General features: G+C 30.2%; 32 protein-coding genes. 31 read left to right on the top strand and 1 reads right to left on the bottom strand.

The window, feature by feature from the left end:
* Positions 1-14: 14 nt before the first annotated feature.
* The 31 genes from rplX (at position 15) to BX611_RS09970 (ending at position 22642) form a co-directional block, all read left to right on the top strand.
* Entirely contained in the window at positions 15-320 is a 306-nt protein-coding gene (rplX, locus tag BX611_RS10120; protein ID WP_115880839.1) for a 50S ribosomal protein L24, read from the top strand.
* A 2-nt stretch (positions 321-322) separates the two neighbouring features.
* On the top strand, positions 323-874 hold the full coding sequence (gene rplE / locus BX611_RS10115) for a 50S ribosomal protein L5 (protein WP_115880837.1): 552 nt from the start codon (positions 323-325) through the stop codon (positions 872-874).
* 3 nt (positions 875-877) lie between these two features.
* The gene (gene rpsN, locus BX611_RS10110; RefSeq protein ID WP_115880835.1) at positions 878-1147 is read left to right on the top strand and encodes a 30S ribosomal protein S14; all 270 of its coding nucleotides are present in this window, start codon (positions 878-880) and stop codon (positions 1145-1147) included.
* A gap of 68 nt (positions 1148-1215) precedes the next feature.
* Positions 1216-1614 carry a 30S ribosomal protein S8 gene (gene rpsH, locus BX611_RS10105; protein WP_115880833.1) on the top strand — a complete coding sequence of 133 codons (399 nt, stop codon included), beginning with the start codon at positions 1216-1218 and terminating at the stop codon, positions 1612-1614.
* A gap of 16 nt (positions 1615-1630) precedes the next feature.
* Complete coding sequence (gene rplF, locus BX611_RS10100) at positions 1631-2176, top strand: 50S ribosomal protein L6 (RefSeq protein WP_115880831.1); 546 nt, start codon at positions 1631-1633, stop codon at positions 2174-2176.
* Between the two features lie 14 nt (positions 2177-2190).
* On the top strand, positions 2191-2544 hold the full coding sequence (gene rplR / locus BX611_RS10095) for a 50S ribosomal protein L18 (RefSeq protein ID WP_115880829.1): 354 nt from the start codon (positions 2191-2193) through the stop codon (positions 2542-2544).
* Between the two features lie 5 nt (positions 2545-2549).
* On the top strand, positions 2550-3074 hold the full coding sequence (gene rpsE / locus BX611_RS10090; RefSeq protein WP_089380841.1) for a 30S ribosomal protein S5: 525 nt from the start codon (positions 2550-2552) through the stop codon (positions 3072-3074).
* An 11-nt stretch (positions 3075-3085) separates the two neighbouring features.
* Complete coding sequence (gene rpmD, locus BX611_RS10085) at positions 3086-3268, top strand: 50S ribosomal protein L30 (protein WP_115880827.1); 183 nt, start codon at positions 3086-3088, stop codon at positions 3266-3268.
* 11 nt (positions 3269-3279) lie between these two features.
* Complete coding sequence (rplO, locus tag BX611_RS10080; protein WP_115880825.1) at positions 3280-3732, top strand: 50S ribosomal protein L15; 453 nt, start codon at positions 3280-3282, stop codon at positions 3730-3732.
* Between the two features lie 13 nt (positions 3733-3745).
* Positions 3746-5080 carry a preprotein translocase subunit SecY gene (gene secY / locus BX611_RS10075; protein ID WP_115880823.1) on the top strand — a complete coding sequence of 445 codons (1335 nt, stop codon included), beginning with the start codon at positions 3746-3748 and terminating at the stop codon, positions 5078-5080.
* On the top strand, positions 5080-5295 hold the full coding sequence (gene infA / locus BX611_RS10070; protein WP_068206835.1) for a translation initiation factor IF-1: 216 nt from the start codon (positions 5080-5082) through the stop codon (positions 5293-5295). Before secY ends, infA begins: the two co-directional genes overlap by 1 nt.
* Positions 5296-5308: 13 nt before the next feature.
* Positions 5309-5425, top strand: a complete 117-nt coding sequence (ykgO, locus tag BX611_RS10065) for a type B 50S ribosomal protein L36 (RefSeq protein WP_081932050.1) — start codon at positions 5309-5311, stop codon at positions 5423-5425.
* A gap of 2 nt (positions 5426-5427) precedes the next feature.
* Positions 5428-5802 (top strand): 30S ribosomal protein S13, encoded by a 375-nt coding sequence (gene rpsM, locus BX611_RS10060; RefSeq protein ID WP_115880821.1) that lies wholly within the window; start codon positions 5428-5430, stop codon positions 5800-5802.
* A gap of 104 nt (positions 5803-5906) precedes the next feature.
* Complete coding sequence (gene rpsK, locus BX611_RS10055) at positions 5907-6290, top strand: 30S ribosomal protein S11 (protein WP_115880819.1); 384 nt, start codon at positions 5907-5909, stop codon at positions 6288-6290.
* 82 nt (positions 6291-6372) lie between these two features.
* On the top strand, positions 6373-6978 hold the full coding sequence (gene rpsD / locus BX611_RS10050) for a 30S ribosomal protein S4 (RefSeq protein WP_115880817.1): 606 nt from the start codon (positions 6373-6375) through the stop codon (positions 6976-6978).
* Between the two features lie 22 nt (positions 6979-7000).
* Positions 7001-7993, top strand: a complete 993-nt coding sequence (locus tag BX611_RS10045; RefSeq protein WP_115880815.1) for a DNA-directed RNA polymerase subunit alpha — start codon at positions 7001-7003, stop codon at positions 7991-7993.
* A gap of 37 nt (positions 7994-8030) precedes the next feature.
* On the top strand, positions 8031-8507 hold the full coding sequence (gene rplQ / locus BX611_RS10040; protein ID WP_115880813.1) for a 50S ribosomal protein L17: 477 nt from the start codon (positions 8031-8033) through the stop codon (positions 8505-8507).
* A 91-nt stretch (positions 8508-8598) separates the two neighbouring features.
* On the top strand, positions 8599-9276 hold the full coding sequence (locus tag BX611_RS10035; protein ID WP_115880811.1) for a hypothetical protein: 678 nt from the start codon (positions 8599-8601) through the stop codon (positions 9274-9276).
* Between the two features lie 37 nt (positions 9277-9313).
* Positions 9314-10420, top strand: a complete 1107-nt coding sequence (carA, locus tag BX611_RS10030) for a glutamine-hydrolyzing carbamoyl-phosphate synthase small subunit (RefSeq protein ID WP_115880809.1) — start codon at positions 9314-9316, stop codon at positions 10418-10420.
* Positions 10421-10571: 151 nt separating this feature from the next.
* Positions 10572-11858, top strand: a complete 1287-nt coding sequence (eno, locus tag BX611_RS10025) for a phosphopyruvate hydratase (protein ID WP_115880807.1) — start codon at positions 10572-10574, stop codon at positions 11856-11858.
* Positions 11859-12047: 189 nt separating this feature from the next.
* Positions 12048-13376: a citrate (Si)-synthase gene (locus BX611_RS10020; protein ID WP_115880805.1), complete on the top strand. Its 1329-nt coding sequence runs from the start codon at positions 12048-12050 to the stop codon at positions 13374-13376.
* 156 nt (positions 13377-13532) lie between these two features.
* Positions 13533-14819, top strand: a complete 1287-nt coding sequence (locus BX611_RS10015; protein ID WP_115880803.1) for a citrate synthase — start codon at positions 13533-13535, stop codon at positions 14817-14819.
* Between the two features lie 83 nt (positions 14820-14902).
* Positions 14903-15817, top strand: coding sequence for a dimethylarginine dimethylaminohydrolase family protein (locus BX611_RS10010; protein WP_115880801.1), 915 nt, complete (start codon positions 14903-14905; stop codon positions 15815-15817).
* Between the two features lie 3 nt (positions 15818-15820).
* Entirely contained in the window at positions 15821-16756 is a 936-nt protein-coding gene (gene ctlX / locus BX611_RS10005; protein WP_115880799.1) for a citrulline utilization hydrolase CtlX, read from the top strand.
* A 29-nt stretch (positions 16757-16785) separates the two neighbouring features.
* Positions 16786-17202, top strand: a complete 417-nt coding sequence (locus BX611_RS10000) for an RrF2 family transcriptional regulator (protein WP_115880797.1) — start codon at positions 16786-16788, stop codon at positions 17200-17202.
* A gap of 27 nt (positions 17203-17229) precedes the next feature.
* Positions 17230-17859, top strand: coding sequence for a CatA-like O-acetyltransferase (locus tag BX611_RS09995; protein WP_115880795.1), 630 nt, complete (start codon positions 17230-17232; stop codon positions 17857-17859).
* Between the two features lie 105 nt (positions 17860-17964).
* Positions 17965-18723, top strand: a complete 759-nt coding sequence (gene yaaA / locus BX611_RS09990) for a peroxide stress protein YaaA (RefSeq protein ID WP_115880793.1) — start codon at positions 17965-17967, stop codon at positions 18721-18723.
* 320 nt (positions 18724-19043) lie between these two features.
* The gene (locus BX611_RS09985) at positions 19044-20441 is read left to right on the top strand and encodes a type III PLP-dependent enzyme domain-containing protein (RefSeq protein WP_115880791.1); all 1398 of its coding nucleotides are present in this window, start codon (positions 19044-19046) and stop codon (positions 20439-20441) included.
* Positions 20434-21372, top strand: a complete 939-nt coding sequence (gene speB / locus BX611_RS09980) for an agmatinase (RefSeq protein ID WP_115880789.1) — start codon at positions 20434-20436, stop codon at positions 21370-21372. Before BX611_RS09985 ends, speB begins: the two co-directional genes overlap by 8 nt.
* On the top strand, positions 21362-22336 hold the full coding sequence (locus BX611_RS09975; protein ID WP_115880787.1) for a deoxyhypusine synthase family protein: 975 nt from the start codon (positions 21362-21364) through the stop codon (positions 22334-22336). Before speB ends, BX611_RS09975 begins: the two co-directional genes overlap by 11 nt.
* 3 nt (positions 22337-22339) lie before the next feature.
* On the top strand, positions 22340-22642 hold the full coding sequence (locus tag BX611_RS09970; RefSeq protein WP_115880785.1) for a hypothetical protein: 303 nt from the start codon (positions 22340-22342) through the stop codon (positions 22640-22642).
* A gap of 112 nt (positions 22643-22754) precedes the next feature.
* On the opposite strand, the gene gyrB is transcribed toward BX611_RS09970, so the two are convergent.
* On the bottom strand, positions 22755-24695 hold the full coding sequence (gene gyrB, locus BX611_RS09965) for a DNA topoisomerase (ATP-hydrolyzing) subunit B (protein WP_115880783.1): 1941 nt from the start codon (positions 24693-24695) through the stop codon (positions 22755-22757).
* Positions 24696-24879: the final 184 nt, after the last annotated feature.

Genomic DNA, 24879 nt, shown 5'->3' with positions numbered 1-24879 from the left:
AAATTATTTAAGAGATGAAATTAAAGATAAAATCAGGAGATACTGTTAGAGTAATGGCAGGAGATCATAAAGGTGAAGAAGGGAAAGTTGTTACAATTTTTCCAAATAAAAACAGAGCGATTGTTGAAGGTGTTAATATGATATCTAAACATTCTAAACCTAGTGCACAAAATCCGCAAGGAGGTATTGTGAAAAAGGAAGCTTCTATACATATTTCTAATTTAATGTTACTAGAAGGAGATGATGTAACAAAAGTTGGTTATAGAATAGAAGGTGAGAAAAAAGTTAGGTTCTCTAAAAAATCTGATAAAGCAATTTAGTTATGGCTTATATACCAAGACTTAAAGAAGAGTATAATAGTAGAGTTGTTAAAGCTCTTACTGAAGAATTTAGTTACAAAAACATTATGCAGGTTCCTAAATTACAAAAAATTGTAATTAGTAAGGGTGTAGGTGCTGCTGTAGCTGATAAGAAATTAATAGATTATGCCGTTGATGAATTGACCAAAATATCTGGTCAAAAAGCAATATCAACTGTATCTAAAAAGGATGTTGCAGCTTTTAAACTTCGTAAAGGTGTTCCAATTGGAGCTAAAGTTACTTTAAGAGGTGAGAAAATGTATGAATTTTTGGATAGATTGGTAACAGCATCTTTACCTCGTGTAAGAGACTTTAACGGAATCAAAGCAAATGGTTTTGATGGTAGAGGAAACTACAATTTAGGAATTACTGAACAAATCATTTTCCCAGAAATTGATATTGATAAAGTAAATAGAATTAGTGGTATGGATATTACATTTGTAACATCTGCTCAAACTGATAAAGAAGCAAAATCATTATTAAGTGAACTAGGTTTACCATTTAAAAAGAATTAAGGTATGGCTAAAGAATCAATGAAAGCCCGTGAGGTTAAGAGACAAAAGTTAGTTGATAAATATGCTGATAAACGTAAAGCTTTAAAAGAAGCTGGAGATTATGATGCATTACAAAAACTACCAAAAAATGCATCACCAGTACGTTTGCATAATAGATGTAAACTAACAGGAAGACCAAAAGGGTATATGAGACAGTTTGGTATTTCACGTGTAACTTTTCGTGAAATGGCAAATCAAGGATTAATACCAGGTATTAGAAAAGCTAGTTGGTAAAAAATTAAATAATTGGTTTTAGGTTCTTTGCAGAGTGCAAGGAAAACCGAAATCGTAAATTAATAAATATGATTACAGATCCAATCGCAGATTATCTAACAAGAGTTAGAAATGCAATTATGGCAAATCACAGAGTCGTTGAAATTCCGGCTTCAAAAATTACTAAAGAAATAACAAAGATTTTATTTGATCAAGGTTATATTTTAAGTTATAAATTTGAAGATGCTGGTTTTCAGGGAACAATAAAGATTGCTTTAAAATATGACAAAGCTACTAAAGCTTCTGTTATAAAAAAATTACAACGTATTAGTACTCCAGGTCTACGTAAATATGTAGGCGCAAATGATATGCCTCGTGTATTGAATGGGTTAGGAATAGCTATAGTTTCAACATCTAAGGGTGTTATGACTAATAAACAAGCTCGTGAAGAGCATGTTGGAGGAGAAGTTTTATGTTACGTATATTAATAAAGAACTAAACAAGATGTCAAGAATAGGAAATAACCCGATAACCTTACCTGAAGGTATAACATTTGATATAAAGGATAATGTAGTTACTGTGAAAGGTAAGTTGGGAGAGTTAACTCAAGAGATTAAAGACGATATTACTGTAAAAGTTGAGGAAGGTTCTATTATAGTAGAACGTCCTTCTGATAGTAAAAGCCATAAAGCAAAACATGGTTTATACAGAGCTTTATTAAATAATATGATTACTGGAGTTTCACAAGGATGGACTAAAGAACTAGAATTAGTAGGAGTTGGATATAGAGCAAGTAACCAAGGTCAAGTTTTGGATTTGGCTTTAGGTTTTTCTCACAATATAATTTTAGATGTTGCTCCAGAGATTAAGGTAGAAACAGTTTCAGAAAAAGGAAAAAATCCAATCATAAAATTAACTTCATTCGATAAACAATTAGTAGGTGCAGTTGCAGCAAAGATTCGTTCAATGCGTAAACCTGAACCATACAAAGGAAAAGGAGTTAAATTTGTAGGAGAAATATTAAGAAGAAAAGCAGGTAAATCTGCATAATAAGTTATAATATTATGGCATTATCAAAGCTTGAAAGAAGAATTAGAATTAAGCATAGAATTAGAAAAATTGTTTTCGGTACAGCAACCCAACCAAGGTTATCTGTTTTTAGAAGTAACAAAGAAATTTATGCTCAATTAGTAGATGACAATGCGGGTACAACTTTAGTATCTGTATCATCAAGAGATAAAGAAATTGAAGCTACAGGTTCAAAAACTGAAGTTGCAAAATCAGTTGGTAAAAGTATCGCTGAAAAAGCAATAAAATCAGGTGTAGAAACTGTATCATTTGATAGAAATGGATTTTTGTATCACGGTAGAGTTAAAGCTCTAGCAGACGCTGCAAGAGAAGCAGGTTTAAAATTTTAGTAAATATGTATCATAAATACAAAAACGTAGAAAGAGTAAAACCTAGCGGGTTAGAACTACAAGATCATTTAGTTGGTGTACAAAGAGTTACTAAAGTAACAAAAGGGGGTAGAGCATTCGGATTTTCAGCTATTGTTGTAGTTGGAGATGGAAATGGTGTTGTTGGTCACGGATTAGGTAAATCTAAAGATGTAGCTTCTGCAATTGCAAAGGCAATTGAAGATGCAAAGAAAAATTTAGTAAGAATTCCTATTATAAAGCAAACTTTACCTCACGAACAAAAAGGTAAATTTGGAGGAGCAAAAGTATTTTTGAAACCAGCTTCACACGGTACAGGAGTTATCGCTGGTGGTGCGGTTCGTGCGGTACTTGATTCTGTTGGAGTACATGATGTACTTTCAAAATCGCAGGGCTCGTCAAATCCTCACAACGTAGTTAAAGCAACTTTTGATGCTTTATTACAATTGCGTAGTGCGAGTATGATTGCAAAAGAGAGAGGAATTTCTTTAGAAAAAGTATTTAAAGGATAAAAAAAGGAGCGATGGCAAAAATAAAAGTAACACAAGTTAAAAGTAAAATTAGACGTCCTCAAAATCAGAAAAGAACTCTTGAGGCGCTTGGTTTACGTAAGATTGATCAAGTAGTTGAACATGAGGCTACTCCAACAATCCTTGGAATGGTAAATACAGTTAAACACTTAATTTCTGTTGAGGAAGTTAAATAACATTTATATAGATGACATTAAATAACTTAAAACCTGCTGCAGGATCGGTTAAAACGCAAGGAAAGCGTGTAGGTAGAGGTCAAGGATCTGGAAAAGGTGGTACTGCTACAAGAGGTCATAAAGGGGCTAAATCCCGTTCTGGATATTCTAGAAAAGTTGGTTTTGAAGGTGGTCAAATGCCTTTACAAAGACGTGTACCTAAATTTGGTTTTACTAATATGAATCGTAAGGAGTATGTAGGTGTGAATCTACATAAACTTCAAGAATTGGTTGATAATGGTAAAATTAAAGATGTAGTAACACTTGATATTTTAATTGAAAATAGATTGGCTCGAAAAAATGACCTAGTTAAAATACTTGGAAATGGTGAGTTAAAAGCAACATTAAATGTAACGGTACATAAATTTACAGCAACTGCAAAAGCAGCCATTGAAAATGTCGGGGGAAAAGCTGAAACGTTATAATAAATAGATATAGATGAAAAAATTTATTCAAACCATTAAAGACATTTGGACTATAGAAGAACTTAGAAATAAGATTCTTCTAACACTTGGATTTATGGCTATTTATCGTTTTGCAGCACAAGTACCTCTTCCTGGAATTGATATTACAGTTGCTCAAGCAGCATTGCAAAATCAAACCAGTGGTGGTGGAATATTAGGATTACTTGATATGTTTACAGGTGGAGCATTTGCTCAAGCATCAATCGTAGCATTGGGTATTATGCCTTATATCTCTGCATCTATTGTTGTTCAGTTAATGGGAATTGCGGTTCCATATTTACAAAAGCTTCAAAAAGATGGTGAAAGTGGTAGAAAAAAAATCAATCAAATTACACGTTGGTTGACTATTGCAATTACTATGGTTCAAGGGCCTGCATATATTACTAATATTTATCAATTAATTCCTTCTTCAGCATTTTATATTAGCGGAAGTATGTTTTGGTTATCTTCTATGGTAATTTTAACTGCAGGTACAATTTTTGCAATGTGGCTTGGAGAAAAAATAACAGACAAAGGAATTGGTAATGGTATATCATTATTAATTATGATTGGTATTATTGCTCGTTTTCCAGGATCGTTTATGCAAGAAGCAGTTTCTAAAATTACAGCTTCTAATGGAGGTATGATAATGATTTTAATTGAAGTAATTTTATGGTTCTTAGTTATTTTAGTATGTGTTTATTTAGTAACTGCTGTAAGAAGAATAGCTGTTCAATATGCTAGAAAAACTGTAGCTGGAAACATAAAAAATATTGCTGGTGCAAGAGATTATTTACCTTTGAAATTAAATTCATCTGGGGTAATGCCAATTATTTTTGCACAGGCAATAATGTTTGCTCCTGCACTAATGGCTGGTTCTGAAAATGATACAATTAAAGCTGTTGGTATTGAGTTTTCGAATATGTTTGGTTTATGGTACAATTTGTTGTTTGCATTTTTAATTATAATTTTTAGTTATTTTTATACTGCAATTACAATTCCTACAAATAAAATGGCTGATGATTTAAAAAGAAGTGGAGGTTTTATTCCTGGAATTAGACCAGGAAAAGACACTGCAGAAATGTTAGATAGGGTTTTATCTTTAATTACATTTCCAGGTTCATTATTTTTAGCTATTGTTGCAATTTTACCTGCAATTGTTGTTAAATTTGGTTTAACTCAGTCTTGGGCCTTATTTTACGGAGGAACATCGCTACTTATTATGGTTGGTGTAGCAATTGATACTATTCAGCAAATAAATTCTCATTTATTAAATCGTCATTATGATGGTTTAATGAAAAAGGGAACTAAAAGAAAATCAGTATCATAATGGCAAAACAACCAGCAATACAACAGGATGGAACAATTACTGAAGCATTGTCTAATGCAATGTTTCGCGTAGAGTTGGAAAATGGACATATTGTAACTGCACATATTTCTGGAAAAATGCGAATGCATTATATTAAATTATTACCAGGAGATAAGGTAAAGTTAGAAATGAGTCCTTATGATTTAACAAAAGCAAGAATTACTTACAGATATTAAAGGATATAAACCGATGAAAGTTAGAACATCAGTAAAAAAGAGAAGTGCCGAGTGCAAGATTGTGCGAAGAAAAGGCAGATTATATGTAATCAATAAAAAGAATCCTAGATTTAAACAAAGACAAGGATAGTTATGGCAAGAATAGCAGGTATTGATATTCCAAAAAATAAAAGAGGTGTTATTGCATTAACATATATTTTTGGGATTGGTAAAAGTAAAGCTAAAGAAATTTTAGCTACGGCAAAAGTTGATGAGGGTACAAAAGTTCAAGATTGGACTGATGAAGAGATTCACGATATTCGTGAGGCTGTTGGTACTTTAACAATTGAAGGGGAATTACGTTCTGAAATTCAATTAAACATTAAGCGATTAATGGATATTGGATGTTATAGAGGTATTCGTCATAGATCAGGATTACCATTAAGAGGTCAAAGAACTAAAAATAATTCTAGAACCAGAAAAGGTAAGCGTAAAACTGTAGCTAATAAGAAAAAAGCAACTAAATAATAAAAGGCGTTAGAAAGTAGTAATTAGAAGTTAGATGAATCTGTTCGAAATAGAAATGTTTAGGATTCTAACAACTAAAAGCTAACAACTAAAAACTAAAAAATATGGCGAAAGCAAGTACTAAAAAACGTAAAGTTATTGTTGAGGCAGTTGGTGAAGCACACATCACAGCTTCATTCAACAATATTATTATATCACTTACTAATAAAAGAGGTGATGTAATTTCTTGGTCATCAGCTGGGAAAATGGGATTTAGAGGTTCTAAAAAAAATACACCTTATGCTGCTCAATTAGCTGCTGAAGATTGTGCAAGAGTTGCACATGAAGCAGGGATGAGAAAAGTAAAAGTGTATGTTAAAGGACCTGGTAACGGAAGAGAATCTGCAATTAGATCAATTCACAATCTTGGAATTGAAGTTTCAGAGATTATTGATGTTACTCCATTACCACATAATGGTTGTAGACCTCCAAAAAGAAGAAGAGTATAATTAATTAATTTTTAACCGATAGGATTTTAGATTATCGAAGGATAAGCCTTAATTCATAATCCCTATCATTTAATAAAAAAAAATGGCAAGATATACAGGACCAAAAACTAAAATTGCTCGTAAATTTGGCGAAGCAATCTTTGGAGAAGATAAATCTTTTGAAAAAAGAAACTATCCTCCAGGACAACATGGAAACAATAGACGTAGAGGGAAAAAATCTGAATACGCTATTCAATTAGCTGAAAAGCAAAAAGCGAAATATACTTACGGTATATTAGAAAGACAATTTTCAAACTTATTTAAAAAAGCATCTGCTTCAACTGGTGTAACCGGTGAAATTTTACTACAACTTTGTGAGTCACGTTTAGATAATGTTGTATATAGGTTAGGAATTTCTCCTAGTCGTAGTGGTGCTCGTCAATTAGTTTCTCACCGCCACATAACTGTTAACGGAGAGTTAGTTAGTATTCCATCATATTCTTTAAAAGCAGGTGATGTTGTAGCAGTTAGAGAAAAATCAAAGTCGTTAGTTACTATTGAAGATGCTTTAGCAAATAGAAATGATGTTTATGAGTGGTTAACTTGGAATTCAGACACAAAACAAGGTAATTTTGTAAGTGTTCCTGAAAGAATTCAAATTCCAGAGAATATCAAGGAACAATTAATAGTAGAGTTATATTCTAAATAATTTTAAAGATACCAATTCAATTATGGCAATTTTAAATTTTCAAAAGCCCGATAAAGTAATAATGATTGATTCTACCGATTTTAGTGGTAGATTCGAATTTAGACCGTTAGAGCCAGGTTTTGGTTTAACTGTTGGAAATGCTTTAAGAAGAGTGCTTTTATCTTCGTTAGAAGGTTTTGCAATAACATCACTTCGCATTGAAGGTATTGAACACGAGTTTTCTACAATTAAAGGTGTTGTAGAAGATGTAACTGAAATTATTTTAAACTTAAAACAAGTACGTTTTAAGAAACAAATTGAAGATTCAGACAGGGAAACTGTAAATATTTCTATTTCAAATCAAGAGCAGTTAACTGCTGGAGATTTACAAAAATATATTTCTGGTTTTCAAGTGTTAAATCATGATTTAGTTATTTGTAATATGGAAAAATCTGTTTCTTTAGATTTCGAAATTACAATTGAAAAAGGAAGAGGTTTTGTACCAGCAGAAGAAAATAAAAAATCTGGAGTTGCTTTAGGAACTATTTTTACAGATTCAATTTTTACACCTATAAAAAATGTAAAATATGCTGTGGAAAATTTCCGTGTTGAACAAAAAACTGATTATGAAAAATTAGTATTTGATATTACAACAGATGGTTCTATTGCACCTAAAGATGCTTTAACCGAAGCAGCAAAAATATTGATTCACCACTTTATGCTTTTCTCTGATGAGCGTATTACTTTAGAGGCTGATGAAATAGCACAAACTGAAACTTATGATGAAGAATCTTTACATATGCGTCAGTTATTAAAAACAAAATTAGTTGATATGGATTTATCTGTTAGAGCACTAAATTGTTTAAAAGCGGCAGAAGTTGATACTTTAGGAGACTTAGTATCATTTAATAAAAATGACTTAATGAAGTTTAGAAACTTTGGTAAAAAATCTTTAACAGAATTAGATGAATTAGTTCATAATAAAGGTTTAAGCTTTGGAATGGATTTAAGTAAATATAAATTAGATAAAGATTAAGTTAAAACCTTGGTTTTAATTAAGATAAGATATAGAGATGAGACACGGAAAGAAATTTAATCACTTAGGAAGACAAACTGCTCACAGAAAGGCTATGTTTGCTAATATGGCTTGTTCATTAATTGAACACAAGCGTATTAATACAACAGTGGCAAAAGCAAAAGCTTTACGTCAATTTGTTGAACCTTTAATTACAAAATCTAAAGAAGATACTACGCATAATCGTAGAGTTGTATTTAGTTATTTAAGAAATAAATATGCTGTTACAGAATTATTTAAAGAAGTTTCAGTAAAAGTAGCAGACAGACCAGGAGGATATGTACGTATCATAAAATTAGGAAACCGTCAAGGAGATAATGCTCCAATGGCTATGGTTGAGTTAGTTGATTATAATACAACATACAATCCAAATAGTAAAAAAGCTAAGAAAACCACTCGTAGAGGTAGGTCTAAAAAAGTTGATGCAGTTGAATCAGCAGTAACAGAAACTGAAGGAACAGCTGAAGAAAAGTAATAAATAATTAATGATATTTCGTTAATAAAAAATAAAGGATAAACTAATTGTTAGTTTATCCTTTTTTTTAAATATAAAAGTTAAATAATTTATGAAAAAAATTGCAAAACTATTTATTTTAATTTTTTTTGTATATATAAATGGATATTCTCAACAAATTACTATAAAAAAAATTGAAAGTAGATTAGTTACTCATCAAGGAGTTGAATTTATTGGTGAACTAAACGATAAAAGAAGTGAAGATATTTATATGTCAAATAATTGGGATAATGAAGGTGTTTTATACTTAAATAAAAAATCATATACTCTTTCAAATATTAATTTTAACGTTACAAGGAACGTATTCGATAGTAGAATTGATAGAGAAAAATTATTTTCTTTTAAAAATTCGTCTTTAGATTCTGTTGAAATTAATAAACATTTATTTAAAAAATTTGGTGATGTTTTTTATGAGGTTTTATTTGAAAAAGAGGATGTTTATTTGTTGAAAAAACACGATATTAAAGTTAACAAAGGGGCCATAAATCGTCTAAATCTTTCAGAAGGAAAATCTTTCACATCGCTCGTTTATAAATACTTAATTAAATCTAAGGGTAACTTTCAAAAGTTTGATTTTAATAAACGAAGCATTGTTGAATTAATTGAGGGTGAAAAGGAGCAAGAAAAATTCAAAGATTTTGTTAAGGATCAGAAATTATCTTATAAAAAAGAAGATGATATTAAAGAAATATTTAAATATATTCTAAGAAATTCAAATAAAATTATTTAATAATTTTAGTATATAAAACGTAAATTTGTTTTAATTAATGAAATACACACAACGAAAAAAGGCTATATTATTATTAGCTGACGGAACTATTTTTGAAGGAAAATCTGTAGGGACAGATGGAACAGCATTCGGAGAAATCTGTTATAATACTGGTATGACAGGATATCAGGAAGTATTTACCGATCCATCTTACTTTGGTCAATTAATGTTAACAACCAATGCACATATTGGGAATTATGGGATAAATGAAAATGAAGTTGAGTCCGATTCAATAAAAATATCTGGATTAGTTTGTAAAAACTTTAGCTTCAATTATTCAAGAGAAAATTCACAAGATTCTCTTAAAAATTACTTTGAAAAGCAAAACCTCATGGCTATTTCAGATATTGATACAAGAGCAGTTGTACGATATATTAGGGATAAAGGGGCTATGAATGCTGTTATTTCAACCGATACAGATCTTGAATCTCTTAAAAAACAACTAAACGCTGTTCCGGATATGAAAGGTTTGGAATTAGCATCTAAAGTTTCTACAAAAGAGCCTTATTTTTTTGGTGAGGAGAATGCACCATTTAAAATTTCTGCATTAGACTTAGGTATTAAAAAGAATATTTTAAGGAATTTAGCTAAAAGAGGTTGTTATATAAAAGTATTTCCATACAATACAACTTTTGAAACAATGAATAGTTTTAATCCTGATGGTTTCTTTTTATCAAATGGACCTGGAGATCCAACTCCTCTTATCGGTGCTCAGGAAATTGCAAAGGAAATTATTAAAAGAGATTTACCTTTATTTGGAATTTGTTTGGGACATCAAATTATTGCTTTAGCAAACGGAATTTCAACATATAAAATGCATAATGGGCATAGAGGTATAAATCATCCAGTAAAAAATATGTTAACTGGTAAAGGGGAAGTAACATCACAGAATCACGGATTTGTTGTAAGTAAAGAAGATGTTGAAAATCATCCAAACTTTGAAATAACACATGTTCATTTAAATGATGCTACTTTGGCAGGTATGAAAATGACAAATAAAAATTGTTTTTCTGTACAATATCACCCTGAAGCTAGTCCTGGTCCACATGATTCATCCTATTTATTTGATCAATTTATAGATAATATAAAAGCAGTAAAAAAATAAAATATAATAGCCATTAAACTAGTAAGTTAATGGCTATTTTTAATTGTATTAAAACGAAAACGTTATCGTATAAAAGGATTAGAATAAAATAGGTTTTAATCTTAAATTCGTAACTTTGGAGTAGAAAATAACTTAATAAAATAATAGAAAAATGAGTATAATTTTAAGTGTTCATGCACGTCAAATATTTGATTCAAGAGGAAATCCAACTGTAGAAGTTGATGTAGTTACAGAAAATGGTGTATTAGGTAGAGCAGCAGTTCCATCAGGAGCTTCTACAGGAGAACACGAAGCAATGGAACTAAGAGATGGTGGTAAAGATTACATGGGTAAAGGAGTTCTTAATGCAGTAAAAAATGTAAATGAAATAATTGCTGAAGAACTTTTAGGAACTTCTGTATTTGAACAAAACTATATCGATCAAATGATGATTGAATTAGATGGTACTAAAAATAAATCTAAATTAGGAGCAAATGCTATTTTAGGTGTTTCATTAGCAGTTGCAAAAGCAGCAGCTAATGAATTAGAAATGCCATTATATCGTTATGTTGGTGGTGTTAGTGCAAACACATTGCCAGTTCCAATGATGAATATTATTAACGGTGGTTCTCACTCAGATGCTCCAATTGCATTTCAAGAGTTTATGATTATGCCTATTGCTGCTAAAGATTTTACTGAAGCAATAAAAATGGGAAGTGAAATTTTCCATAACCTTAAAAATTTAATTCACGATCGTGGTTTAAGTACTGCTGTTGGAGATGAAGGTGGTTTTGCTCCAACTTTTGATGGAACAGAAGATGCTATTGAAACTGTATTAAAAGCAATTGAAAACGCAGGTTATAAACCAGGAACTGAAGTTAAGTTAGCTTTAGACTGTGCTTCTGCTGAATTTTATGTTGATGGTAAATACGATTATACCAAATTTGAAGGCGATAAAGGTGTAATTAGAACATCAAAAGAGCAAGCTGAATATTTAGCCGAATTAGCAGCTAAATATCCAATTATTTCTATTGAAGATGGTATGGATGAAAATGACTGGGATGGTACTAAATATCTTACTGAATTAATTGGAGATAAAGTTCAATTGGTTGGTGACGATTTATTTGTTACAAATGTTGAGCGTTTAGCAAAAGGTATTGAAAACGGTATTGCTAATTCAATTTTAATTAAAGTTAACCAAATTGGAACTTTAACAGAAACTATTGCAGCTGTAAATATGGCTCACAATGCAGGTTATACCTCTGTAATGTCACACCGTTCGGGAGAAACTGAAGATACTACTATTGCAGATTTAGCAGTTGCATTAAATTGTGGTCAAATTAAAACAGGTTCAGCATCTCGTTCTGATAGAATGGCAAAGTATAACCAATTATTAAGAATTGAAGAAGAGTTAGGAAGCGTAGCTTATTATCCACAAGATAAAGCTTTCAAGATCTAATAAAGCAACATTAAATCAAAAAAAAAGACTGCCATTTTAGGCAGTCTTTTTTTTTGATCTAATGTGTAAATACCTGATTTAAAGAATCGTAACGATTGTTACATTTAAAGCAAATATGATAAATATCACTTTTATATGATGGTTTGAGTTGTAAATTTATTGTGAAATAAATTAAAAAGGTAAAATATTATGAGTACTCTAAAAGAAAAATTGTACAAAAAAATTAAAGAACATAGACCTAGAACAACTAAACTGATAAAAGAATATGGAGATAAAGTAATAGATCAAGTTACTGTATCTCAGGCTTTGGGAGGTATGAGAGGGATAAAAAGTTTAGTAACAGATATATCATATTTAGATCCGTTAGAAGGAATAAGATATAGAGGTTATACATTGCCTGAAGTATTAGAAAAACTACCGAAATCTAAAGGAGCAGAAATGCCTTATGTTGAAGGTTTGTATTATTTATTACTTACAGGAGAAATTCCTACTCAAGAAGAAGTTGATGATGTAATTATAGACTTTAATAATAGGAGAACAGTTCCTCAGTATGTTAAGAATGTGATTGATGCATTTCCAAGTGAAAGTCATCCAATGGCAATACTTTCAGCTGCAGTTATGAGTTTAGAAAGAGAGTCTCTTTTTAATATAAAATACAAAAAAGGTATGAGTAAAATGGATTACTGGGATGCAACTTATGAAGATGCAACTAATTTATTAGCTAAAATACCTTTAATTGGAGCCTATATTTATAATAAACTGTATCATCCTGAAAAAGGTCATCGTTTTTGTGATCCAACACTTGATTTAGGTGCAAATTTTGCATATATGATGGGCAAAGATAAACCATATGATGATGTAACTAGAATGTATTTTATAATTCATGCAGACCATGAGAGTGGAAATGTAAGTGCCCATACAGGACATTTAGTTGCTAGTTCTCTTTCAGATGTTTATTATGCAACTTCAGCAATGATTAATGGTTTAGCTGGACCATTACACGGATTGGCAAATCAGGAAGTTTTACGATGGTTACAAGGTTTAAGAAATAAAATGGGAGGAAAATTACCATCTAAAGAAGAACTTAAAAAATATGTTTGGGATACCTTAAACAGTGGACAAGTAATTCCAGGTTATGGTCATGCAGTTTTGCGTAAAACAGATCCTAGATATTCAGTTCAACGTGAGTTTTGTTTAAAACACTTACCAGAAGATGATTTATTTAAATATGTTGATGCGTTATATGAAGTTGTTCCAGATATATTAAGAGAACATGGCAAAGCTAAAAACCCTTGGCCTAACGTAGATGCACAATCTGGTGTGGTTCAATGGCATTATGGTGTAACTCAATATGACTTTTATACGGTTTTATTTTCTATAGGAAGGTCATTTGGAGTATTGTCTAACATAATTTGGGATAGAGCATTGGGCTATTCACTAGAAAGACCAAAATCTGTAACAACTGAAATGTTAGAAAAAATGGTTGGTATTGATACAGAAAATTTAGTTGAAATATAAAAAACAAATTAACTTTAAAATAAGCACTTAAAACCTCATTATTTTTAAATTAAAATAATGAGGTTTTTTCTTTAAATAAGACTGAAAAGAAATTTTTATAACATTACAAAATTTTGTATTTTTGATACCTTTAATAGAAAATAATTTAATAAAAATATGTCAGATATTGCGATTTTAGAAGTAAATGGTATTAAATACGAATTTCCAGTTATTGTAGGAGCCGAAAATGAAGTTTCCATTGATATAAAAACATTAAGAAGTGTTACAGGTGGAGTTACAACTCTAGATCCCGGATTTAAGAATACAAGTTCTTGTGAGAGTGCTATTACATTCTTAGATGGTGAAAAAGGAATTTTACGTTATAGAGGATATTCAATTGAAGAATTAGCAGATAAATCTGATTTTTTAGAAGTTATTTATTTATTAATATTTGGAGAACTTCCAACAAAAGAAGAAAAAAGTAAATTTCATAAGGACATTCAAAGTAAATCTTTAGTAGATGAAGATGTAAAAAAGATTTTAGATGGTTTTCCTAAGACTGCTCATCCAATGGGTGTTTTGTCTGCTTTAACAAGTGCACTTACAGCTTTTAATCCAAAAAGTGTTGATGTGAAATCGGAACAGGATATGTACAATGCAATTTGTAAAATTTTAGGAAAGTTTCCTGTATTGGTTGCTTGGGCATATAGAAAAGAAGAAGGTTTACCGTTAGCTTATGGCGATAATTCATTAGGATACGTAGAAAATTTCATTAAAATGATGTTTGAATTACCAAATGAAAAATTTGTAATGAATCCTGTTGTACTAGATGCGTTAGATAAACTACTTATTTTACATGCAGATCATGAGCAAAACTGTTCTACCTCAACTGTTAGGGTTGTTGGTTCATCACATGCAGGTTTATTTGCTTCAATTTCTGCTGGTATTTCAGCTCTTTGGGGACCATTACACGGTGGTGCTAATCAGGCAGTAATAGAAATGCTTGAAGATATAAAGGCTGATGGTGGTGATTATCAAAAATATATTGAGAAGGCAAAAGATAAAAATGATCCGTTCCGTTTAATGGGATTTGGTCATAGAGTTTATAAAAACTTTGATCCAAGAGCTAATATTATTAAAGTTGCTGCAGAAGAAGTTTTAAATGATTTGGGTATTGATGATCCTGTTTTAGATATTGCAAGGGGATTAGCTCAGGTAGCTCTTAGTGATGAATACTTTAAATCTCGTAACTTATATCCAAATGTAGATTTTTATTCAGGAATTATTTATAGAGCACTTGGTATACCAGTACCAATGTTTACTGCAATGTTTGCATTAGGTCGTTTACCAGGTTGGATTGCTCAATGGAAGGAAATGCGTTCAAGAAATGAGCCTATAAGTAGACCAAGACAAATTTACATAGGAGAAACTTTAAGACCATTTGTAGAAGAAAGTAAAAGATAAAAAAATATAATATTTTAAATTATTGTTAAAACCTCATATTAATTTATGGGGTTTTACTATTTTTACCGCAAAATTTTTAGAATATGATAAAACTTAATGTTCAAGATGAAACTTCACGTCTTAGAGCGGTTGTTTTAGGAATCGCAGAAAGTAATGGACCAACTCCTAAAATTGAAGATGCTTATGACCCTAAATCAATTGAACATATTAAAGCAGGCACATATCCTTCTGAAAGAGATATGATATTAGAAATGGACGCTTTAAATAAAGTTTTTGAAAAATACGAAGTAAAAGTATATAGGCCAAAAACTATAAAAGATTACAATCAGATTTTCACAAGAGATATTGCCTTTGTGGTCGACGATAAATTAATAATATCTAATATTTTACCAGACAGGGAAAAGGAAATTGATGCAATTCAATACATAATTGATCAAATTGAGCCTAATAAAATTATAAGAGCTTCTGAAGATGTTCATTTTGAAGGAGGTGACGTTATGCTTTGGAACAATCACATTTTTATTGGAACTTATAAAGGAGATGATTATAAGGATATAATTACAGCTCGTACAAATATGAAAGGTGTAAATTTTATAAAATCTTTATTTCCAAATAAAATTGTTAAAGAATTTGACTTAGTAAAATCAAATACAAATGCAAAAGAAAATGCATTGCATTTAGATTGTTGTTTTCAACCAGTTGGAAAAAATATGGCGATTATACATAAGGAAGGATTTAAAAATGAAACAGATTATTTGTATTTGGTTAATTTGTTTGGAATGGAAAATTTATTTCATATTTCAAAAGATGAAATGTATCAAATGTTTTCAAATGTGTTTTCAATATCCAATAAAGTGGTTGTTTCAGAAAAAAGTTTTACTAGGCTAAATAACTGGTTGCGTAAGCACGAATTTATTGTTGAAGAGATTCCTTATGCTGAAATTTCAAAACAAGAAGGATTATTAAGATGTTCAACAATGCCTTTAATTAGAGATTAATTTATGAAACAAATTACAAATACAATTTTAATGATTCGCCCAGTTTCGTTCAGAATGAATGAACAAACTGCGATAAATAATTACTACCAAAAAGTAATAGAGAATTTAACTCCTGAAACTTTACAATTTAAAGCACTTCAAGAGTTTGATAACTTTGTAAATAAACTGCGTGAAATTGGTGTAAATGTAATTGTTGTAAATGATACTAAAGAATCAGATACACCAGATTCTATTTTTCCAAACAACTGGATTTCCTTTCACGAAAATGGAGATATTGGAATTTACCCAATGTTTGCCGAAAATAGGAGAAGTGAAAGAAGAGAAGATATTTTTGATATTCTTGAAGAAAATGGATTTAAAATCAATAATATTATTGATTATAGTTCAGCTGAGGAAGAAGGTTTATTTTTAGAAGCAACTGGGAGTTTAGCTTTAGATAGGCAACACAAAAAAGCTTATTGTGCTATTTCTCCACGGGCTGATGAAGATTTATTAATTGAATTTTGCGAAGATTTTGAATATACTCCAGTTTCGTTTATTGCATATCAAACAGTTGAAGGTAAAAGGCTACCAATATATCATACAAACGTAATGATGTGTTTGGCAGAATCTTTTTCAGTAATCTGTTTAGATAGTATAGATGATAAAAAAGAACGTAAAAATGTAATAAAGCATTTGAAAGAAGATGGATTAGAAATTATTTCAATTACCGAAAAACAGTTAAATAATTTTGCTGGAAATATGTTACAGGTACTAGGTAGTAATAATGAAAAATATTTAGTAATGTCCAGTGCTGCTTATCAATGTTTAACTAATGAACAAATTAAAAAAATTGAAAAGTATTGTAAAATACTACACAGTTCATTAGATACTATTGAAGCTTGTGGAGGTGGAAGTGCCCGTTGTATGATGGCGGAAGTTTTTTTACCTAAGAATTAATTATTCATATATAATTTGTATTTTTATATATGCTTTCAATGAAGACAAAATACGGTTTAAAAGCTCTAAGTTATTTAGCAAAACAAGAAATAAACGTACCTGTTTTAATTTCTGAAATTTCAGAATCAGAGAATATTTCAAAAAAATTTTTAGAAAGCATTTTACTTACACTTAAAAAAAATGGAATCTTAGCCTCAAAGAAAGGTAAAGGAGGTGGCTATTATCTATTGAAAAAACCAAATGAAATAAAAATTTCAACAGTAATTAGGGTATTAGAAGGCCCTATTGCAATGTTACCTTGTGTAAGTTTAAACTATTATGAAAAGTGTGATGATTGCGTTAATGAAGAAAATTGTAGTTTAAATAGACTTATGGTTCAGGTAAGAGATAACACCCTAAAAATACTTGAAAATAAAACTCTTGAAGATTTTCATTGCGGATCTTAATTACCATCAGTTTTTAAAAGAATATTAATGAAAGAATTTGATATTGAAAATTGGGCTCGAAAGTCTCAATATAATTTTTTTAAAGCCTACAAGGATCCTTTTTTTAATGTTACTGTTAATTTAAATGTAACAAACCTATATACTTTTTGCAAAAAGCATAATTTATCGTTTTCACTCGCTTGCTTGTTTGTTGCTATAAAAAGTATAAATGAAATATCAGAATTTAAATTGCGCTTAAAAAATGATAAAGTTTATCAGTTTGATAGGGTTAACATAGGATCTACTATTTTAAATGATGATAATACATTTTCGTTTTGTGATTTTCCATATCAATCATCAATTTTAGAGTTTGATAAAGTTGGTAAAAAAGTAATTAAAGATCATAAAAAAGGTGTAAAGTTTAATCCGCAGGAAAATGAACTTGCTATTATACATTGTTCAACACTACCTTGGTTTTCTTTCACTTCTATTAAACATGCAAGAAATGGAGATGAAGGCAGTAAGGGTATTCCAAAAATTGTATTTGGGAAGTACTACAATGAAGATACTGTTAAAAAAATACCTTTTTCTGTGGAAGTACATCATGCGTTAATGGATGGTTTGCATGTTGGAATTTTGATTGAAAATATGCAGCAATATATAAATAAACTTGTATAATTTTTTATTATTATAAAATAGTAAGAATGAATTAAATTATTTGCGATTTTATATATTTAAATACTAAATTTACTATATTATTTAAGAATAAGAAATTACAAAATAATGAAAATAGTAATATCGCCGGCAAAAACATTAGATTTTGAAACAAAAGTTCCAACAACTCAATTTACACAAGGAATCTTTTTAAATGAAGCTGAAAAATTAAGCAAAGTTTTAAAAACGAAATCCCCGAAAGCACTATCAAAATTAATGAGTATTTCTCCAAAATTAAGTGAATTAAATTGGCAACGTAATCAGGATTGGCAGTTACCTTTTTCTTTAGAAAACGCTCGTCAAGCAGTATATGCATTTAATGGTGAAGTATATAATGGACTCGATGTATATTCACTTCCAATAGAAAAACTAGAGCAACTTCAAAATAAATTAAGAATTCTTTCCGGACAATATGGTATTTTAAAACCATTGGATTTAATGCAACCATATCGTTTAGAAATGGGAACTAAATTAAAAGTTGGAAGAAAAGACAATTTATATCAGTTTTGGGACAGTAAAGTAACTGAAGCACTAAATTCTGAATTAGAAAATAATGAAGTTTTTGTGAATTTAGCAAGTAATGAATACTTTAAAGTAATTAAACCAAAATTGTTAAAAACATCAGTAATTACACCAGTTTTTAAAGATTATAAAGATGGAAAATTAAAGATGATTAGCTTTTTTGCAAAAAAAGCAAGAGGTTTAATGGTACGTTATATTATTGATAATAATATTGAAACTGCTGAAGGTTTAAAAGGTTTTAATTCAGAAGGTTATGCATTCGATTTAAACCTTTCAACAGAAAATGAATTAGTTTTTACAAGATAATTTTATTTTTTTTAAAATTGTATTGTTTTTTTATATATGTTTGCCCCGTTATTTTTTAGTGACAATGAAAAATATTTGTTTTTTCGATTGCAACTTATTCAATAAGAAGTTTTTAAGTTGTAATGTGCTTGGGAAGTACAACGAAAAATTAAGAGATTTAAAAACTTCTATAAGCTTCGTTTTTAAAACTTGCAATCAGTTTTTGGTTGTGAGTAGTAATCATTTAAATTTAATATTAAGAGTATAAATAAACTTTTGACTTACAATGTCTATTAGTCTAAATTTAGACTTATCTTTTAAATATTAATTACATACTAAAAATGAATACTAAATATATTGATTTAATAAATCAAACATTTGATTTTCCACAAGAAGAATTTAAAATAGATTCGAAGAAAAACTTGCACTTTCATGATATAGATACTATGAAACTTGCAGAAGAATTTGGCACACCTTTAAAATTTACTTATTTACCAAAAATTAGCGAAAATATTCAAAAGGCTAAATCTTGGTTTAAAACATCTATGCGAAAGCATAAATATAAAGGAAAATATAATTATTGTTATTGTACAAAAAGTTCACATTTTAAACACGTACTAGATGAAGCTTTAAATAACGATATTCATATAGAAACTTCTTCTGCTGTTGATATTGATATTGTTGAAAACTTAAAAAGAAACGGTAAAATTACTGATAAAACCTATATTTTATGTAATGGTTTTAAAAGAGATGAATACATAAAAAATATACAAGGTTTAATAACTGGTGGACATAAAAACTGTATCCCAATTATTGATAATTATGAAGAAATTGATTTACTTACCAATGGAATTCGTAAAAAAATAAATATTGGAATTAGAATTGCTTCTGAAGAAGAACCAAAATTTGAATTTTATACCTCTCGTTTAGGAATTGGTTATAAAAACATAGTTGAATTCTATAGACGCGATATAAAAGAGAACAAAAAAGTAAACCTTAAAATGTTGCATTTCTTTATCAACACAGGTATTAAAGACAATGCATATTATTGGAACGAATTAAGTAAATGTTTAAAAGTTTACATAAATTTAAAACGTATTTGTCCAAGCTTAGACAGTTTAAATATTGGAGGAGGTTTTCCAATTAAAAACTCATTAGGTTTTGATTATGATTACGAGTATATGATTGATGAAATTATTTCTCAAATTAAAATTGCTTGTGATGATGCTGAAGTTCAAGTACCACATATTTTTACAGAATTTGGAAGCTATACCGTAGGTGAAAGTGGAGGTGCTTTGTATAAAGTTTTATATCAAAAAAAGCAAAATGACAGAGAGCGTTGGAACATGATAAACTCATCATTTATAACTACATTACCAGATAGTTGGGCAATAAATAAACGTTTTGTAATGTTGCCTCTAAATAGGTGGAATGATAATTATGAGCGAGTTTTATTAGGAGGTTTAACTTGTGATAGCGATGATTATTACAATTCTGAACAGCATATTAATGCTATTTATATGCCTGTTTATAAAGAGGAAAAACCATTGTATATTGGGTTTTTTAATACGGGAGCATACCAAGAAACAATAGGCGGTTATGGAGGGCTACAACACTGTTTAATTCCACAACCAAAACATATTATTATTTCAAAAAATAACGAAGGAAAATTAGAATACAAAGTTTTTAAAGAAAAACAAACAGCAAGCGATTTTTTAAAAATATTAGGTTATGAATAAAAAAACTTACGCAGGAATTCCTGAACAAAACAGTAAAATTGAAACTTCAAAAGTAGTTTTAATTCCAGTTCCTTATGATGGAACAAGCACTTGGCAAAAAGGGGCCGATAAAGGACCAGAAGCTTTTCTGCAAGCTTCAGAAAACATGGAACTTTATGATATTGAAACAAATACTGAAGTTTATAAAAACGGTATTTATTTAGCTGAGGCTGTTACAGAAAATGCTTCACCAGAAAGTATGGTTGATGCAGTTCATAAAATAACAAAATCATATATTAAAAAAAATAAATTTGTTACACTCTTTGGAGGCGAACATTCAATTTCAATCGGTTCTATTAGAGCATTTAATGAATGTTTTAATAGCTTAACTGTAGTGCAAATTGATGCCCATGCAGATTTAAGAAAAGAATATGAAGGTTCATCATGTAACCATGCTTGTGCAGTTTATGAAGCTAGTCAAACAACTAATTTAATTCAGGTTGGAATTAGAAGTATGGATGCCATTGAAAAAACTGTTATGGATGAAGAAAAAGTGTTTTTTGCTCATGAAATGGCTCAAGATGATTATTGGATGGAAAACGCCATTGATTTAATGACAGATAATGTGTTTTTAACAATTGATTTAGATGCTTTTGATCCATCAATAATGCCATCAACTGGCACACCAGAACCTGGTGGATTATTTTGGTATGAAACACTAGAGTTTTTGCATAAAATATTTAAAGAAAAAAATGTTGTTGGTTTTGACATAGTTGAACTTTGTCCGAACGAACAAGAAAAATCATCCGATTTTCTTGCAGCAAAATTATACTATAAAATGTTAAGTTATAAATTTGATAATGCTGATGACGAAGATTATGATGATATGAAAGGTTACCAGGAGCCAAATAATAAATCCTCTAAATTTGATGACGACGATAATGAGTACTAAAGGAGCAATTTCACAATTTATTGAAAAATACTATTTGCATTTTAATTCAGCAACAGTTGTAGATGCTGCAAAAGAGTATGAAAATCAATTAGCAAAAGGGTCTAAAATGTTGGTTTCTTTAGCAGGAGCTATGAGCACAGCAGAATTAGGCAAAATTTTTGCAGAAATAATTAGACAGGATAAAGTACAGATAATTTCTTGCACAGGAGCAAATCTTGAAGAAGATATTATGAATTTAGTAGCGCATTCTCACTATAAAAGAGTTCCAAATTATAGAGATTTAACACCTCAAGATGAATGGGATTTATTAGAGAAAGGATTAAATAGAGTTACTGATACATGTATTCCGGAAGAAGAGGCTTTTAGACGCTTACAAGAGCATATTTTTAAAATTTGGAAAGATGCTGAAGCTGCTGGGGAACGCTTTTTTCCACACGAGTTTATGTACAAATTAGTACTTTCAGGAGTATTAGATCAGTACCACGAAATTGATCCAAAAAATAGCTGGATGATTGCAGCTGCAGAGGCTAATTTACCAATGGTTGTTCCAGGTTGGGAAGACAGTACTATGGGAAATATTTTTGCTTCATATGTATTAAAAGGTGAGTTAAAAGCTAGCACCATGAAATCTGGAATTGAATATATGACTTTCTTAGCAGATTGGTATACTCAAAATTCGAAGGATGGAATTGGGTTTTTCCAAATTGGTGGTGGAATAGCAGGAGATTTTCCAATTTGCGTAGTGCCAATGTTGTATCAAGATATGGAAAGAACTGATACACCATTTTGGAGTTATTTTTGTCAGATTTCCGATTCAACAACAAGTTATGGGTCTTATTCAGGTGCAGTTCCAAATGAAAAAATAACTTGGGGAAAATTAGATATTAATACTCCTAAATTTATCATTGAGTCAGATGCAACAATTGTTGCACCTTTAATTTTTGCATATTTGTTAGACATGTAGCTTATGAAAAGAGTAATTGTAGACTATAGTAAATTAACTAGTGATATTTTAGATTTATTAGTTGAAAAATTTCCGAGCGGTTACGGTTATAGAGATATTATAACTTTTAAGAACGCCAAAGATGAAACCATAAGAGCTGTTGAAGTACGTACTGAAGATACCATTTATCTGGTAAAAATCAGCCTAAAGCTTGAGGAAACAATGGAAGATTATGATGCAGATGAAGATAATTTTGATGATGTTTATGATGATACTGATACTGGTGATATGGAAGACATTCCTGATGAAAGTTCAGATGATTATTAAGTATTTGTAGATTTTAGTTTTTTAGAACATATCTGAAATAAAAAAAAATCGGAGTTTTAATTAACTCCGATTTTTTTTTATTAATAAATTATGTAATAATTTTTAATTCAAATTAAACATCAATATTTGCATATTTTGCATTTTTTTCTATAAATGCTCTTCGTGGAGGAACTTCATCTCCCATTAGCATAGAAAATACTCTATCTGCTTCTGTAAGATTATCAATTGTTACCTGACGTAATGTTCTAAATTCTGGGTTCATTGTAGTATCCCAAAGCTGATTAGCATTCATTTCCCCAAGACCTTTATATCTTTGAATATTTACTCCACCACCTAAATTGCGTGCTATTAAATCTCGTTGATCATCATTCCAGGCATATTCTCTTTTTTGACCTTTTTTAACTAAATATAAAGGAGGAGTAGCAATAAAAATATGTCCGTTTTCAATTAATTCTTTCATATATCTAAAGAAAAATGTAAGAATTAATGTAGCAATGTGGCTACCATCAACATCGGCATCACACATAATAACAATTTTATTATAACGTAATTTATCAAGGTTTAAAGCTCTCGGGTCATCTTCTGTACCTATAGAAACACCCAATGCAGTATACATATTTTTTATTTCTTCATTTTCAAAAACTTTATGCTGCATGGCTTTTTCAACATTTAAAATTTTACCTCTTAATGGTAAAATTGCTTGAAAAGCTCTATCACGCCCTTGTTTAGCTGTTCCACCTGCGGAATCTCCCTCTACAAGGAAAATTTCACATTTTTCTGGATCTGTTTCAGAACAATCACTTAATTTACCCGGTAAACCACCAATTGACATAACTGTTTTACGTTGCACCATTTCTCGGGCTTTACGCGCTGCATGTCTTGCTGTTGCTGCTAGTACTACTTTTTGAACAATAGTTCTGGCATCATTTGGGTTTTCCTCCAAATAATCTTGTAACATTTCTGATACTGCTTGACTAACAGCAGAAGTTACTTCACGGTTACCTAATTTTGTTTTTGTTTGCCCCTCAAATTGAGGTTCAGCAACTTTAACAGAGATAATTGCTGTTAAACCTTCTCTAAAATCATCTCCGGCAATATCAAATTTTAATTTATCCAACATTCCAGAAGACTCTGCATACTTTTTAAGTGTATTTGTAAGTCCTCTTCTAAAGCCAGATAAATGAGTTCCGCCTTCATGTGTGTTTATATTGTTTACGTAAGAATGTAAATTCTCGGTATAAGATGTGTTATAAACCATTGCTACTTCAACTGGAATACCATTTTTTTCGCCTTCCATTGAAATAATTCCTTGAGTTAACTGCTCACGAGTAGCATCTAAATATCTTACAAATTCAGGTAATCCTTCATCACTGTAAAATTTTTCTAAAGGATGATTTCCCTCTTCATCAGTTACTCTTTTATCTATTAAAGTAATTGTTAAACCTTTATTTAAAAATGAAAGCTCACGTAATCTTGTAGCTAATGTTTCATAATTGTATTCTGTTGTTTGGGCAAAAATTGATTTATCAGGTGTAAAAGTAACCATGGTTCCTTTTTCAGTGGTATCACCAATAATTTTTGCAGGGTACAAGGCTTTACCACGTTCGTATTCTTGCTCCCAAATTTTACCATCTATATAAACGGTTGCTCTTAAATGGTCAGAGAGTGCATTTACTACAGAAACACCAACACCGTGTAAACCTCCAGATACTTTATAAGAATCCTTATCAAATTTTCCTCCAGCACCAATTTTAGTCATTACTACTTCCAATGCAGAAACGCCTTCTTTTTTGTGCATTCCTACAGGAATACCACGACCATTATCTTTTACAGATATTGAATTATTTTCATTTATAATTACATTTATGGTATCACAATGGCCTGCCATTGCTTCATCAATAGAATTGTCTACAACTTCATAAACTAAATGGTGTAAACCTCTTATTCCAACATCTCCAATATACATTGATGGACGCATACGAACATGCTCCATTCCTTCTAAAGCCTGAATACTGTCGGCTGAATAACTATTCTTTTTTATTTCTTCGCTCATATTTAAAATATATGTGATTTCTATAAATTCATTAACATACAAATATAAGCATTCAAGCCTGTTTAAAAACTTAATTTGGAAAGTGCCAATTGTGAAGTTATTAACAATTTTTAATTTCCTGAAAGTCTCTTAAAATGGCTAAAATTGGCTTTAAACCAAATATTTGACAATTTTTAATTGCTGT

The sequence above is a fragment of the Lutibacter oceani genome, assembly GCF_003384935.1.
In the GTDB taxonomy this organism is placed as follows: domain Bacteria; phylum Bacteroidota; class Bacteroidia; order Flavobacteriales; family Flavobacteriaceae; genus Lutibacter; species Lutibacter oceani.
The sequence above is the reverse complement of the archived record's forward strand: the minus strand, read 5'-3'. Positions and strand labels throughout refer to the sequence as shown.